General features: G+C 62.2%; 9 protein-coding genes and 1 pseudogene. 9 read left to right on the top strand and 1 reads right to left on the bottom strand.

Annotated elements, in window-relative coordinates; all coding sequences use genetic code 11:
- The 9 genes and pseudogenes from B3V69_RS10140 to B3V69_RS10105 form a co-directional block, all read left to right on the top strand.
- On the top strand, nt 1–1,943 hold a 1,943-nt coding region (locus tag B3V69_RS10140), incomplete at its 5' end, for an efflux RND transporter permease subunit (protein ID WP_296446192.1).
- Nucleotides 1,936–3,516: a TolC family protein gene (locus tag B3V69_RS10135; RefSeq protein ID WP_296446190.1), complete on the top strand. Its 1,581-nt coding sequence runs from the start codon at nt 1,936–1,938 to the stop codon at nt 3,514–3,516. The genes B3V69_RS10140 and B3V69_RS10135, both read left to right, overlap by 8 nt.
- Before the next feature lie 336 nt (nt 3,517–3,852).
- Entirely contained in the window at nt 3,853–4,389 is a 537-nt protein-coding gene (locus B3V69_RS10130; protein WP_296446188.1) for a hypothetical protein, read from the top strand.
- Between the two features lie 381 nt (nt 4,390–4,770).
- Nucleotides 4,771–6,015 carry a CmpA/NrtA family ABC transporter substrate-binding protein gene (locus B3V69_RS10125; RefSeq protein ID WP_296446186.1) on the top strand — a complete coding sequence of 415 codons (1,245 nt, stop codon included), beginning with the start codon at nt 4,771–4,773 and terminating at the stop codon, nt 6,013–6,015.
- A gap of 12 nt (nt 6,016–6,027) precedes the next feature.
- Nucleotides 6,028–6,972 (top strand): nitrate ABC transporter permease, encoded by a 945-nt coding sequence (ntrB, locus tag B3V69_RS10120; RefSeq protein ID WP_296446184.1) that lies wholly within the window; start codon nt 6,028–6,030, stop codon nt 6,970–6,972.
- The gene (locus B3V69_RS10115; RefSeq protein ID WP_296446182.1) at nt 6,969–7,796 is read left to right on the top strand and encodes an ABC transporter ATP-binding protein; all 828 of its coding nucleotides are present in this window, start codon (nt 6,969–6,971) and stop codon (nt 7,794–7,796) included. Before ntrB ends, B3V69_RS10115 begins: the two co-directional genes overlap by 4 nt.
- A 107-nt stretch (nt 7,797–7,903) precedes the next feature.
- A pseudogene (locus tag B3V69_RS20780) lies at nt 7,904–9,715 on the top strand (PAS domain-containing protein); the annotation flags it as partial.
- A complete protein-coding gene (locus tag B3V69_RS20775; RefSeq protein WP_414707506.1) occupies nt 9,695–11,794 on the top strand; it encodes a putative bifunctional diguanylate cyclase/phosphodiesterase in 2,100 nt (699 codons plus the stop codon). The pseudogene B3V69_RS20780 and the gene B3V69_RS20775, both read left to right, overlap by 21 nt.
- A gap of 194 nt (nt 11,795–11,988) precedes the next feature.
- The gene (locus tag B3V69_RS10105) at nt 11,989–13,203 is read left to right on the top strand and encodes an MFS transporter (protein WP_296446178.1); all 1,215 of its coding nucleotides are present in this window, start codon (nt 11,989–11,991) and stop codon (nt 13,201–13,203) included.
- A gap of 40 nt (nt 13,204–13,243) precedes the next feature.
- Here the strand turns inward: B3V69_RS10105 and hemN are convergent, their stop codons facing one another.
- A complete protein-coding gene (gene hemN / locus B3V69_RS10100) occupies nt 13,244–14,635 on the bottom strand; it encodes an oxygen-independent coproporphyrinogen III oxidase (RefSeq protein WP_296446176.1) in 1,392 nt (463 codons plus the stop codon).

The raw sequence follows: 14,635 nt of genomic DNA, 5'->3' as shown, positions 1-14,635 counted from the left end.
TGGTGGACGACGCCATCGTGGTGGTGGAAAACGTCGAGCGCATCATGAGCGAGGAAGGTCTGCCGCCGCTGGAGGCCACGCGCAAGGCGATGGGCCAGATCTCGGGCGCCATCATTGGCGTGACGGTGGTGCTGATCTCGGTGTTCGTGCCGCTGGCGTTCTTCAGCGGCTCGGTCGGCAACATCTACCGCCAGTTTGCAGCGGTGATGGGGGCGTCGATCGCGTTCTCGGCCTTTCTGGCGCTGTCGCTGACGCCCGCGCTGTGCGCCACCTTGCTCAAGCCGGTAGAGGCCGGACATCACCACGCCAAGACCGGCTTCTTCGGCTGGTTCAACCGCGGCTTTGCGCGAACCGCGAAAGGCTATGAACGCGGCGTGGCCCGGATGTTGCCGCGCGCCGCCCGCTATCTGCTGATCTACGCGGCCATCGGCGCCGCTGTGGCCGTCGTTTATCTGCGCCTGCCGACCTCCTTCCTGCCCAATGAAGACCAGGGCACCATGCTGGTGAACGTGCAGTTGCCGCCGGGCGCCACGCAAGAGCGCACGCGCGCCGTGATGGAGCAGGTGGAGGGCTTCATGCTCAAGCAGCCCGAGGTGCAGAGCATCGTCAGCGTGCTGGGCTTCAGCTTCTCGGGCCAGGGCCAGAACGCGGCGCTGGGGTTTATCACGCTCAAGGACTGGTCCGAGCGCCATGCCGCCGGCAGTTCAGCGCAGGATGTGGCGGGGCGGGCCTTTGGTGGCTTGATGGGCGTGCGCGATGCGTTCATCTTTCCCTTGAGCCCGCCCCCGATCCCGGAACTGGGCGCCTCGTCAGGCTTCAGCTTTCGCCTGCAGGACCGCGCCGGCCTGGGCCGCGAGGCGCTGCTGGCCGCGCGCAACCAGTTGCTCGGCCTGGCCGGGAAAAGCAAGGTCCTCACCCAGGTCCGTCCCGATGGTCTGGAAGACGCGCCGCAATTGCAGCTCGACATCGACCGCAACAAGGCCAGCGCGTTGGGCGTGAGCTATGACGCGATCAACAGTGTGCTGTCCACCGCTTTGGGCTCCAGCTACGTCAACGACTTCCCGAATGCCGGGCGCCTGCAACGCGTGGTGGTGCAAGCCGATGCACCGGCGCGCATGCAACCGGAGGACCTGCTGCGCCTGAACGTGCTCAACAGCCGCGACCAGGCCGTGCCGCTCGCCAGCTTTGCCAGCACGCGCTGGATCACCGGCGCCATGCAGACCGTGCGCTTCAACGGCTACCCGTCGATGCGCATCAGTGGCAGCGCCGCACCGGGCTTCAGCACGGGCGCGGCCATGACGGAGATGGAAAGCCTGGCGGCGCAACTGCCGCAGGGCATGGGCTTCGAGTGGACCGGCCAGTCGCGCGAGGAAAAACTCGCCGGCAAACAGGCCATGGTTCTGTACGGCTTTGCCATCCTGTCCGTGTTCCTGTGTCTGGCCGCGCTCTATGAGAGCTGGACCATTCCGCTGTCCGTCGTGCTGGTGGTGCCGCTGGGCGTGCTCGGCGTGCTGCTGGCCACGCTGTTGCGCGGCTATGCGAACGACGTGTACTTTCAGGTGGGCCTGATCACCATCATTGGCCTGTCAGCGAAAAACGCCATTCTGATCATCGAGTTCGCCAAGGACCTGCAAGCGCAGGGCAAGGGCGTGATCGAGTCGGCATTGGCGGCCGCGCATCTGCGCTTTCGCCCCATCGTCATGACCTCGCTGGCGTTCACGCTGGGCGTGCTGCCGCTGGCCATCGCCACGGGCGCCGGGTCGGCCAGCCAGCGCGCCATTGGCACCGGCGTGATTGGCGGCATCTTGACCGGCACGTCGCTGGCGGTGCTGTTCGTGCCGATCTTTTTTGTGGTGGTGCGCAGCCTGTTCAAAGGCAGCGCGAGACAGAAACAATTTGACGCCTCACACAGCCACCAGGCCGGAGAACATCCCCATGACTAAGCCCTCGCTATCAAAGCGCCGACGGATGCCCTTGCCACGCCCCTTGCTCGCCGTGGCCGCAGCCGCCGTGCTGGCGGGCTGCTCGATGATCCCGACCTACGAACGGCCAGCCGCGCCGGTGGCGGCACAATGGCCCGATGCCACAACCGCCACGACCGCCGCGACCCAGGAAGTCAGCACGCCCGCTGCCGAGCTGACGTGGCAGGACTTCATAGGCGACGCGTCCTTGCGCGAACTGATCCGCCTGGCGCTGGCCAACAACCGCGACCTGCGCGTGGCGGTGCTCAATATCGAGCAGGTGCGCGCGGCCTACCAGATCCGCCGCGCCGACCAGTTCCCCACGCTGAACCTGGCAGCCACCGGACTGCGCCAGCCCAGTAGCGACGGCAGCGGTGGCATCGCCAGTGTCTATACCGCGGGCCTGGCGATGGCGTCGTGGGAGATCGACTTTTTTGGCCGCGTCGCCAGCCTGAAGGAATCGGCCCTGGCCCAATACCTGGCCACTGAAGAGGCGCGCAAGGCGGCGCAGACCAGTCTGATCGCTGCCGTGGCCAACACCTGGCTAAGCCTGCAGACCAACGACGAATTGCTGGCCCTGACGCAGCGCACGCTGGTCACGCGCGACGACTCGCTGCGCCTGACCAAGCTGCGCCTGGACAACGGTGCCGCCTCGGCGCTGGATTTTCGCCAGGCCGAATCGCTGACGGCGCAAGCGCGCGCCACCCTGGCCCAGCAGCGGCGCCTGCGCGCGCTGGACCTGAACGCGCTCACCCTGCTGGTGGGTCAGCCGCTGCCCGACGCCGCTGTGCGCCGCGCCGGGCCGCCCCAAGCAAGTACAGCCCCCTCGGGGGGCAGCGACGTACACGCGGTGACAGGCGAGGACGACGCCGTACGCCGCGCCGGGCCGCCCCAAGCAAGTACAGCCCCCTCGGGGGGCAGCGCAGTACGCGAAGCGACAAGCGTGGGGGCCATATTCCGCGATGTACCTGCCGGCCTGCCGTCCGACCTGCTCGCGCGCCGCCCGGACATCCGCCAGGCCGAGCAGCAACTGATCGCGGCCAATGCCAGCATCGGAGCGGCGCGTGCGGCGTTCTTCCCGCGCATCTCGCTGACCGCCAGCGCCGGCACCGCCAGCAACGAGCTCGCAGGCCTGTTCAAGAGCGGCGCCTGGGGCTGGACGCTGGCGCCACAGGCGCTGCTGCCAATCTTTGACGCCGGGCGCAACCAGGCCAATCTGAGCTCTGCCCATGTTGGCCGTGACATCGCCGTGGCGCAGTACGAAAAAGCGATCCAGACCGCCTTTCGCGAAGTGGCCGACGCTCTGGCCGGGCGCGCTACGCTGGACGAGCAGTTGCAGGCCCAGCAGGCGCAGGCGGACGCCGAGGCCGACCGCTTCCGCCTGGCCGACCTGCGCTACCGCAACGGCGTTGCCAGCTACCTGGAGCTGCTGGACGCGCAGCGCTCGCTGTTTGCGGTCCAGCAGGGCGTGGCGCAAACCCGGCTCGCGTATTTGCAAAACCAGGTCACGCTTTACAAGTCGTTGGGGGGTGGGGCGGCGGGGACGGCGCCCTGATTCGATAGAGAAGCTACTCAGCACGGCCTGCCCAACAAGGTCGTCGTGCTGAGAAGGCGCTGCTTCTACTTCTGCCAAATATTACGCATCAAATAGGGCTCTAGCCCTCATGGAATATGCGCATGCAGCTACTAACAACATAGCAACCGCAGGAAAACTTTACACATCAGGCTCCCCAGCTCGTGCGGATGTGACATGTAACGAATACATTCGGAACCAGTTCACCAAGCGGATAGACTGCTGGCATCGTCATAGATGCGGGCAGCCACAACTACAAGGGTTACTACACCTTAACTCAAAAGGACGAGGGATTCGTTAGGCCCACGAGCACAAATCATGCAGCCGAAGATTCAACAGATTTCCAAGATTGACGCGGCCCGGGCGCAACTTACCGAGGCAATCACGCTATTCTTCGAGCAACGAAGTGCTATCGCCATTCACACTCTTGTCATGGCCACCCACCAGCTATTACACGACTACACTGGTCGAGCGAAAAGCATGTTGAAGAACGAGCGTACCGTCCAAGAGTTCGGAAAAGAGCGGATTCACCGATATAACAAAGAATTCAATTTCTTCAAACACAGTGTCGACGACAAACACGACACGTTGCCCTTCGATACCGAACTTCATACCTACTTCCTCATCGACGCCATTTATTTGCTTGCGGCGGCCACTGGAGAATGGCCGCACGCGCATCAGGTGTTCAATCTATGGTTCATTTTGAAGCGTCCGTACATGGTTGAAACTAAGGAAGCAGTGGTGGCCATCGCACAGGCCAAGCTTGGAGGCTGGTCACATGAGAATCTCTCTGTCTTCCTTCGGCTCATTCGAGAGCCAACTCTGTTTGGTGTCAACCCGAAAGTCGCGGAATGAAACGCCGGTCTCATCCGCGCACGCCCACGCAGAATACACCAACCCGATCCAGAGCAAACCCGATTTGGTGCATCGCCCAACAACAGTGCGCACCCCTCGCGTAAGAACAAAACAGGCCTCCAGCCCCCGTGCAACATGCGCAAGCAGCTATTATTTATATAGCAATCAGTTTTTCAATAAAGCTGGCACAGTCATTGCATAGATAACTCCGAGACCCGCAAGGGTCATGCGAGGGTCCTGGTCCAACGGCGGGCTGGGAACTTCGTAACCGGACAAAGGCGTCCCCACTGGTTCCAAACGTACCGATACGTTTTGGGCTTCGTGCGGACGCCTTTTTTTGTTTTTTATTTCTGAAACACTTTTTACTTCAGGAGCTGTGCCATGACCGATCTTTTTAAAACCAGCCTCAGCCGACGCGCTGTTTTGCAAACTGCTGCTGTTGGCGCCGTAGGCATCAGCCCGGCCTTGCGCTCTGTGGTCTATGCCGCCGGCTCAGACGCACCGGAAAAAACCGAGGTCAAAATCGGCTTCATCCCGCTGACCGACTGCGCCAGCGTGGTGATGGCCTCGGTGCTGGGCATCGACAAGAAATACGGCGTCAAGATCATCCCGACCAAGGAAGCCAGCTGGGCCGGCGTGCGCGACAAGCTGGTCACCGGCGAACTCGACTTTGCCCACGTGCTGTACGGCCTGGTCTACGGCGTGCACCTCGGCGTCGGCGGTGCCAAAAAAGACATGGCCGTGCTGATGACGCTCAACAACAACGGCCAGGCCATCACGCTCAGCAAGAAGCTCGCCGACAAAGGCGCGGTGGACGGTGCCGGCCTGGCCAAGCTGATGGCGAGCGAGAAGCGCGAATACACCTTCGCCCAGACCTTCCCCACCGGCACGCACGCCATGTGGCTCTACTACTGGCTGGCGGCCAACGGCATCAACCCGATGACGGGCGCCAAGGTCATCACCGTACCGCCACCGCAAATGGTGGCCAATATGCGCGTCGGCAACATGGACGGCTACTGCGTGGGTGAACCCTGGGGCCACCGCGCCATCATTGACGGCATCGGCGTCACCGCCATCACCACGCAAGACATCTGGAAAGACCACCCGGAAAAAGTGCTGGGCACGACCGGTGAGTTCGTCAAGAAATACCCCAACACGGCCCGTGCCGTGACCGCCGCCATTCTGGAAGCCGGCAAATGGATTGACGCCAGCCTGCAGAACAAGAACAAGATGGCTGAGGTCATCGCCGAAAAGTCTTACGTCAACACCAGCGTCGACGCCATCAACCAGCGCATTCTGGGCCGTTACCAGAATGGCATGGGCAAGACCTGGGACGACCCCAACTACATGAAGTTCTACAACGAGGGCGCGGTGAACTTCCCCTACCTGTCCGACGGCATGTGGTTCCTGACGCAGCACAAACGCTGGGGCTTGCTCAAGGAGCATCCCGACTACCTGACTGTCGCCAAGCAGATCAACCAGATCGATCTCTACAAGCAGGCCGCCACCGCCAGCCATACGCCCGTGCCTAAAGACCTGATGCGCACGTCCAAGCTGATGGACGGTGCGGTGTGGGACGGCAAGGACCCGAAAAAGTACGCCGACAGTTTCAAAGTCAAAGCCTGAAAGGACCTCGCCATGGTTAGCGCAATTTTTCACTCTCCGCTGGAGACACGGGTGGCGCCAGCGGCGGCGTCCGCACCGTCTGCTATCAAACAAATAGCGGCTCACGTAGATTCGACGGGGGCTACAGCTCAAAAGGTCATTGAAACTCGGGCAAAAACACCGGTTTCACCGTTCGACTGGCGCGGCTTCTGGCTGGCCGTGCTGCCGCCGATTTTTGGCCTGGGTCTGCTGATCGGCGTGTGGGCCCTGGTGTCGATCTCGACCGCCAGCAGCATCCCCTCGCCTACCGAAACTTTCAAACAGGCTGTCGTCATTTTCTCGGACCCGTTTTACCGCAAAGGCCCGAACGACCAGGGCGTCGGCTGGAACATCCTGGCGTCGCTGGAGCGCGTGGCCGTCGGCTTCGGGCTCGCCGCTGCGGTGGGCATTCCGGCTGGTTTCATGATCGGACGTTTCGAATTTTTGAGCCGCATGTTCAACCCGCTGATCAGCCTGTTGCGCCCAGTGTCGCCGCTGGCCTGGTTGCCGATTGGCCTGCTGGTGTTCAAGGGCGCCAACCCGGCCGCCATCTGGACCATCTTCATCTGCTCGATCTGGCCCATGATCATCAACACCGCCGTCGGTGTGCAACGCGTGCCGCAGGATTACATGAACGTGGCGCGGGTGCTGAATCTGTCTGAATGGAAGATCGTCACCAAGATCCTGTTCCCCTCGGTGCTGCCCTACATGCTGACCGGCGTGCGCCTGGCCGTCGGCACCGCCTGGCTGGTGATCGTCGCCGCCGAGATGCTGACCGGCGGCGTCGGCATCGGCTTCTGGGTGTGGGACGAGTGGAACAACCTCAACGTCAAGAACATCATCATCGCCATCTTCGTGATTGGCATCGTCGGTCTGATTCTCGAATACGCCTTGATCAAAATCGCCACCGCATTTACGTTTGAAGAGGTGAAATCATGAATGACAAATACATCGAAATCTCCGGCGTCGAGCAGACCTTCAAGACCCGAAAAGGGCTATTCTGCGCGCTGCAAAACATCAACCTGACGGTGTCCAAGGGTGAGTTCGTCACCCTCATTGGGCACTCGGGCTGCGGCAAATCCACCCTGCTCAACCTGCTGGCCGGTTTGACCACACCCACGCAAGGCCACCTGCTCTGCGCCAACCGCGAAATCGCGGGCCCCGGCCCCGAGCGCGCCGTGGTGTTCCAAAACCATTCGCTCCTTCCCTGGCTGACCTGTTTCGAGAATGTCTACCTGGGTGTCGAGCGCGTCTTTGGCGCGGCCAATCGCACCACCGGCGCCGCGTCAGAAACCAAAGCCCAGCTCTCGGCCCGCACCGATGCCGCGCTGGCCCTGGTGGGTTTGACACCGGCCGCGCAAAAACGACCGGGCGAAATTTCGGGCGGCATGAAGCAGCGTGTCGGCATTGCCCGGGCGCTCGCCATGGAGCCTAAAGTACTGCTGATGGACGAACCCTTTGGTGCGCTGGACGCCCTGACCCGCGCCAAACTGCAGGACGAGCTGCTGGAGATCGTCACCCGCACCCAAAGCACCGTGGTGATGGTGACGCACGATGTGGATGAAGCCGTGCTGCTGTCCGACCGGATCGTGATGATGACCAATGGACCCGCAGCCACCATTGGCGAAATACTCAGCGTAGAACTACCCCGCCCGCGCAACCGGGTCGAGCTGGCCGAGAGCACCCACTACCTGCGCTACCGCAAAGCCGTGATCGATTTTCTGTACACGCGCCAGTCGCACGTGGAAAAACAGCTGGCCTGAGTCAAGCCCGGCATGGGCCGCCCGCCACTCGGCGCGGGCTGGGGCGCGCGTGCGTTGCTGGGCATAATGCACGCTGCCCGTCCCGCAGTTCAACCCCCATAGTGACCATGCCGAGTTTGTCAGAAGCGCCTCGTTCAACCGGCCGCATGTCGGTTCGCACGCAGCTTGTGCTGCTGGTGCTGACGATTCTGCTACCCGCCTTGTTCGCCTTGGGCTGGTTTCTGGCGCATGAGCGGGAGGAGTCACGAGAGCAGGCCTACGCCAGGATAGGCCAGGTGCGCGACAACGTGGCACGGTCCCTGGAAGCGTTTTTGCGTGACAAGGAAGCCGTCTTAAGTCGGCTGGCAGCCCGGCCGCGGGTACGCGCGCTGGACCCCAAAAATTGCGATCCGCTGATCCTCGACTACCTGGATGTGCATCCCGAGTTCGTCAACCTCGTGCTGCGCGATCTGGAAGGCAACGCAATTTGCCCGGCGTTACCGGATACGCCGCCCGCAGCCGGGGTCCGCCAGCTGACCTGGTTTGAGCAGGCGGTTCGCGCCACCGGTTTTCGTGCCTCGGATGCGGTGCCGGGCCCGGTCGCCAGGCAATGGAGCACGGTACTGAGCTATCCGGTGCGCAACGAGGCCGGCCAGGTCAGAGGCCTGCTGACCCTGCCGGTGGACTTGCTGCGACTCCAGCAGCAACTGTTGGCGTCCGCTCCGAACGATGTGCTGGTGACCGTGGCGACCCATGAAGGCAAGGTGCTGCTGCGTTCGGCTGACGCGCAGGTGGGGATCGGCCAGCTGGCTCCCGCAGGCGACGGCGTGCTCAGCGTGCTCGCTTTCACGCGCACCGCCGGTTCGCTGTGGCGGGTGGTGGCCGAGGTGCCAGAGTCCGTGGCGCTGGCCGAGTCCAACCGGACCATTCGCAACGCGGTGCTCGCCAGCCTGGCCTTGCTGACCTTGGCCTTGGCGCTGGCCTGGCGCATTGGCTTGCGTCTGGTACGACCGATTGCGCAACTGGCGCAGGCGGTGGCTAAAGTGACCGGCGGCGATACCGGCGCCCGGGTGGCCCCACTCGATGGTCCACGCGAAGTGATCTCGGTGGCGAACCAGTTCAACCGCATGCTCGATGCGCGGGACCAGTATGAAGCCGCGCTGCGCGAAAGCGAGGCCCACTCCCGGGCCTTGTTGGCGCACTTGCCAGTCGGCGTGATCGTGCACGGTGTTGACGCCCGCATTCTGGACAGCAATCCGATGGCCGGTACCCTGTTGCGCCAGACTGCCAAGCAACTGCGTGGCAAGACCGCGACACTGGCCGTGTGCAAGCTTCTCAGGGCCGATGGTTCGGTCATGCCGACGACGGAGTACCCAGTCAACGTGGTGTTGTCGACGGCCCAAAGTGTCAGAGACCTGATTGTGGGCGTGGTCTGGTCGGCGCACGAGCCGCCGGCCTGGGTCTTGTGCAACGCCTACCCGGTGCTGGATGGGCAGGGACAGATCACGCAAGGGGTGGTGATCTTTGTCGACATCACGGCGCGCAAACGCGCGCAGGATGAGCAGCAGCGCGTGCAAGAGCGTTTGCAATTGATCCTGCGCGGCATCGACGAAGCGCCGTGGGATTCGGACTTGATCACCGGCGAGGTTTATTTCTCGCCACGCTGGTGGCAGATGCTGGGCTACGAGGCCGATGAACTGCCAGCGGATTTGGCACAGTGGGAGCGTCTGCGTCACCCGGATGAGGTGCGCCGGGTGGATGAGACCTTGGCGGCGGCGCTCAAAGGTGACGCCGAGTCCTTCCAGATAGAGCACCGCTTGCGCCACAAGCAGGGGCACTACATGGCGGTGCTGTCACGCGGCTATATCCTGCGCAACGCCCAAGGTCAGCCGCTTCGCCTCTCGGGCACCAATACTGACCTGACCGAGCGCAAAAAGTCCGAAGCCAACCTTCGGGACAGCCAGAGCCAGTACCAGGAGTTGGTGGAATGGTCGCCCGTGGGGCTGTCGGTGCAACAACACGGGCGCATCGTCTACGTCAACCCGGCAGCGGTGCGCCTGTGGGGGGCGGTCAGCGCCGATGAATTGGTGGGAACCCCGATCGAGGCGCGTTTTCATCCGTTGTTTCGGGCCTCGGCGCTGGAGCGCATTCGGGCCATCATCGAAAACGGCATTCACGCATCACTGCGTCAGTCCAGGTTTCTCAAGCTCGATGGCCGCGCTATCGACGTCGAGACCCAGGGCATGCCGATTCAATATCGGGGTGAAGCCGCCATCCAGATCAGTTTTCAGGACATCAGCGCGCGCATGCAGGCCGAGAATACGCTGCGCGAGAGCGAGGCGCGCTTTCGCACCCTCACGCAGCTATCGTCCGACTGGTACTGGGAACAGGATGAGAACTTCCGCTTCATCATGCTCAGCGGCCAAGTGGCCGGCAGCACCGGGCTCACCAGCCAGGAACATCTGGGCAAGACCCGCTGGGAGCTCCCGACGCTGAATCTGAGCGAGGCCGATTGGGAGCGGCATCGCGAGGTCATCCATGCGCATCAGGAGTTCCGCGATTTCGAGATCCGCCGTCCGGATACCAACGGACTCATGCGCTGGGCATCGGTCAGCGGCGCGCCCATGTTCGATGTCAAGGGGGTGTTCCGGGGTTATCGCGGCATCGGACGTGACATCTCCGCACAAAAGCAGGCCGCCGACCAGATCCATCGCCTGGCCTTCTATGACGCGCTGACCAGCCTGCCCAATCGGCGTTTGTTGCTGGACCGGCTCAAGAAGGCGCTGCAGACCAATGCGCGCCATCACATGTGCGGCGCCTTGCTGTTCATTGATCTGGACAACTTCAAGACCCTTAACGACACGCTGGGCCATGACGTGGGCGATGTCTTGCTGCAACAGGTGGCCGCGCGCCTGGTGAGTTGCGTGCGGGAAACCGATACCGTGGCCCGCTTGGGTGGCGATGAATTTGTGCTGGTGCTGGAAGACCTCGACGAAGACGAGCTCAATGCCGCTTCACAGGCGGATGTCGTTGGCCAGAAAATTCTCACGGCGCTCAACGTTCCGTATCAGCTGGCCGGTCGCGAGCACCGCAGTTCGCCCAGCATCGGCATCACCCTCTTCGGCTCGCCCATCCAGGGGGTTGACGATCTGCTCAAGCAGGCGGATCTGGCGATGTACCAGGCCAAGGCCGCCGGGCGCAATACCTTGCGATTTTTTGACGTGGGCATGCAGTCTGAGGTTGACAGCCGGGTGGCGCTGGAATCGGACTTGCGTGACGGCCTGCAAGGCGGAGAGGAGCTGCTCCTGCATTTTCAACCCATCCTCGGGATCCATGGCCGGGTGACGGGCGCGGAGGCCTTGGTACGCTGGCAGCAGCCTCGGCGCGGGCTGGTCATGCCCGACGAGTTCATCCCCCTGGCGGAAACGACCGGCCTGATTTTGCCCTTGGGGCGCTGGGTCTTGCGCGCGGCCTGCGAGCAGCTGGCCCTGTGGGCCAGGCGGCCCGAGACCGCGCACCTGACCTTGGCGGTCAACGTCAGTGCGCGTGAGCTGCGCGAACCTGGTTTCGTGTCCCAGGTCAAAGAAACCCTGAAGCGAGCGGAGGCCACGCCGAACCGTTTGCGACTCGAACTCACCGAAAGTGTGCTGGCGGATCGGGTGGAGGACATCATTGTCAAAATGACAGAACTCAAGGCCCTCGGCGTCGGGTTCTCGCTGGACGACTTCGGCACCGGCTATTCGTCTTTGAGTTACCTCAAACGGTTGCCGCTGGACCTGCTCAAAATTGACCGCTCGTTTGTGCGTGATGTACTCAGTGATCCCAACGATGCCGCGATTGCGCGCACCATCATCGCTTTAGGCCAAAGCCTGGGCTTGTCAGTGGTCGCCGAAGGCGTGGAGACCGAGGCGCAGCGTGCATTTCTGGCGCTCAATGGCTGTTTCGCGTACCAGGGCTACCTATTTGGCCGCCCGATGCCGATTGCTCAATTCGAGGCCTTCATGACAAAGCTCGGATAAGCAGACGCCCAAAACCCGCCTGGCGCCGTCAAAACAGTCCATGCAATTCCAAAATGGTGCGCACTATATTGTGCAATGCACCAAATATATTTGAAAAAGACGACTTCGACCGCTCCCGGACAAACGAAATTCCCTAAAAACTGGCACGAGTTTCGCTACGGTGCATGGATCAATCTAAATCAAGGATATGCACCATGGTGGGTTTTCGTAGTTTCTTGAAGAGCGGCCATTCGCCCACACTCTTCGCCGCATTTTTGTACTTTACTTTTTCATGTTCCATCTGGGTGCTGAACGGGGCCATGGCGCCCTTCATCTCTGAAACCTTCAACTTAAGCCCGGCGCAAAAAGGGTTGATGCTGTCCATCCCCATTCTGGCGGGCGCCCTGATGCGCTTCCCGCTGGGCATCCTGTCGCAGTACATCGGCCGCAAAAAGGCCACGCTGGTCGAGATGAGCCTGATCGCCGTCGCCATGCTGTTCGGGTTTTTCTTCGTGAAAACCTTCAACAATCTGCTGGCCATGGGCGTGCTGCTGGGCATCGCGGGCGCCAGCTTTGGCGTCGCCCTGTCACTGGGCGCGGGCTCTTTCCCGCCCAGGAACAAAGGCCTGGCCATGGGGCTGGTGGGCGCCGGCAATGTCGGCACGGCGGTGTCGGTGCTGATTGCCCCGCCCCTGGCGCAGGCGTTTGGCTGGGTCGCGGTCTACGGCATGGCCGCCGTGGCCATCAGCATCCCGATGGTGGTGATGATTGTGTTTGCCAAGGAACCCGACGACCTGGACGCGCACGCCAGCTTCAAAGAGCATATTGCCTGCCTGTTCGAGAAAGACGGCTGGGCGTTCAGCCTGATTTACGCCGTGACCTTTGGCGGCTTTATCGGCCTGGCCACCTTTTTGCCAACCTATTACTACGACCAGTTCGGCGTCAGCAAAGTGCAGGCCGGCCAGCTCACCATGCTGGCGGCCTTCATGGGCGCTGCGTTGCGCGTGTTTGGTGGCTGGATTTCCGACCGCTGGGGCGGCATCAACACGCTGAGCGTGGTGCTGCTGACCGTCGCGGCCACCCTGCTGCTGTGCGGCCTGGCAGGCGGCTCGCTGGTGGCCACCACGCTGCTGGTCATGCTGTGTTTCTCAGCCCTTGGCGCCGGCAACGGCGCGCTGTTCCAGCTGGTGCCGCTGCGCTGGCCCCTGGCCACTGCCGTGGCGGGCTCGATGATTGGTGAATTCGGCGCTCTGGGCGGCGGCCTAGTGCCCAACGCCATGGGCTTGTCCAAGCAATACGCCGGCAGCTACGCCTGGGGTTTTGTCATTTTCGCGGTGCTGGCGCTGGTGATGCTGGTGATGCTGCGCGTCATGCAGATTCGCTGGACCCGGACCTGGGCAGAGAAAGGTGGGCGGGCACGCACCGCCTGAAGTGATGGGGCCGGACAGGGACCGGCCCGCTCTTCAATCTTTAAATCAGTTTCGAATACTTCGCCGTCGTTTGCTGGGCCAGGTATTTGTCAAACACCATGCCCACCGCACGCACGAACATCCGCCCCTTCGGCGTGACCTGAATGCTGTGGGCATCCACCTTGATCAGTTCGGCTTCCACAAAATGCTGCAATTGCGTCAGCTCATGCGCGAAGTAAGTATTGAAATCAATGCCGTAAGCCTTGTTGATGGCCGCAAAATCGACCGGCCCGCTGCACATCAAGGTCATGATCACCTGGCGCCGCAACACATCGTCATCGGTTAACACAAAGCCTTTTTCGATCGGCAGTTGATCGGCATCCAGATGTTCGTAATAGGCCTTCAAGGTACGCACCGACTGGCTGTAGGAATGCCCCACCTTGCCGATGGCAGAGACGCCAAAGCCAATCAGGTCGCAGTCGGCGCGCGTGGTGTAACCCTGAAAGTTGCGGTGCAGGGTCTTGTCCAGGCGCGCCTTGTTCAACTCGTCATCCGGCTTGGAAAAATGATCGAGACCGATGTAGATGTAGCCAGCATCGAGCAGGCGGCGCACCGACATCAGGAAGATCTGCAGGCGCGCCTCGGCCGACGGCAGATCGCTGGCCACAATCAGGCGCTGCGCCTTGAAGCGGCTCGGCAGATGGGCATAGTTGTACAGTGCGATGCGTTCCGGCGCGAGTTCAATCACGCGGTCCAGCGTGCGGTTGAAGCTTTCCAGCGATTGCTTGGGCAGGCCGTAGATCAGATCGGCATTGATCGACTCAAAGCCCGCCTTGCGGCTGGCCGTGATGGCCTTCTCGACCATCTCGAACGGCTGAATCCGGTTGACCGACTGCTGCACCGCCGGATCAAAGTCCTGCACGCCGAAACTGGTGCGGTTGAAGCCCAATTCGGCCAGCATCGCCATGGTGTCGTCGCTGACGGTGCGCGGGTCGATCTCGATCCCGAGTTCGGCGTCCGGCAAGAAATCAAAATGGCTGCGCAGCATCGCCATCAGCTCGCGCAACTCTGCCGGGCTTAAAAAAGTCGGCGTGCCGCCGCCGAAATGCAGCTGCGCCGCGCGCCGGTCGGGGCCAATCCGGGCCGCCACCAGCGCCATCTCCTTGGCCAGGTAACGCAGGTACTCGGTGGTGCGGCCGTGATCCTGGGTGATGATCTTGTTGCAGGCGCAAAAATAGCAAAGCGACTCGCAGAACGGCAGATGGACGTAGATCGACAGCGGTGGATTCTTGATCCCGGGCGCGGTGCGCTGCGCCAGATAATCCATATAAGTCTGCTCGGTGAACTCCGGATTAAAACGATCCGCCGTCGGGTAAGAGGTGTAGCGTGGCCCCAGTGTGTCGTAGCGGCGTATCAGTTCTTCTGAAAATTCTATGTCTGGCAAAGTATTCAT

The sequence above is a fragment of the Rhodoferax sp. UBA5149 genome (genome assembly GCF_002413825.1).
GTDB lineage: Bacteria > Pseudomonadota > Gammaproteobacteria > Burkholderiales > Burkholderiaceae_C > Rhodoferax.
Note: the sequence above shows the minus strand (reverse complement) of the source record. Positions and strands in the feature narration are given on the sequence as shown.

What these genes read in the sequence shown, in the direction of transcription:
- B3V69_RS10135 (WP_296446190.1), top strand. Translation starts at nt 1,936, where the DNA reads ATGACTAAGCCCTCGCTATCAAAGCGCCGACGGATGCCCTTGCCACGC.
- B3V69_RS10130 (WP_296446188.1), top strand. Translation starts at nt 3,853, where the DNA reads ATGCAGCCGAAGATTCAACAGATTTCCAAGATTGACGCGGCCCGGGCG.
- B3V69_RS10125 (WP_296446186.1), top strand. Translation starts at nt 4,771, where the DNA reads ATGACCGATCTTTTTAAAACCAGCCTCAGCCGACGCGCTGTTTTGCAA.
- ntrB (WP_296446184.1), top strand. Translation starts at nt 6,028, where the DNA reads ATGGTTAGCGCAATTTTTCACTCTCCGCTGGAGACACGGGTGGCGCCA.
- B3V69_RS10115 (WP_296446182.1), top strand. Translation starts at nt 6,969, where the DNA reads ATGAATGACAAATACATCGAAATCTCCGGCGTCGAGCAGACCTTCAAG.
- B3V69_RS10105 (WP_296446178.1), top strand. Translation starts at nt 11,989, where the DNA reads ATGGTGGGTTTTCGTAGTTTCTTGAAGAGCGGCCATTCGCCCACACTC.
- hemN (WP_296446176.1), bottom strand. Translation starts at nt 14,635, where the DNA reads ATGAATACTTTGCCAGACATAGAATTTTCAGAAGAACTGATACGCCGC.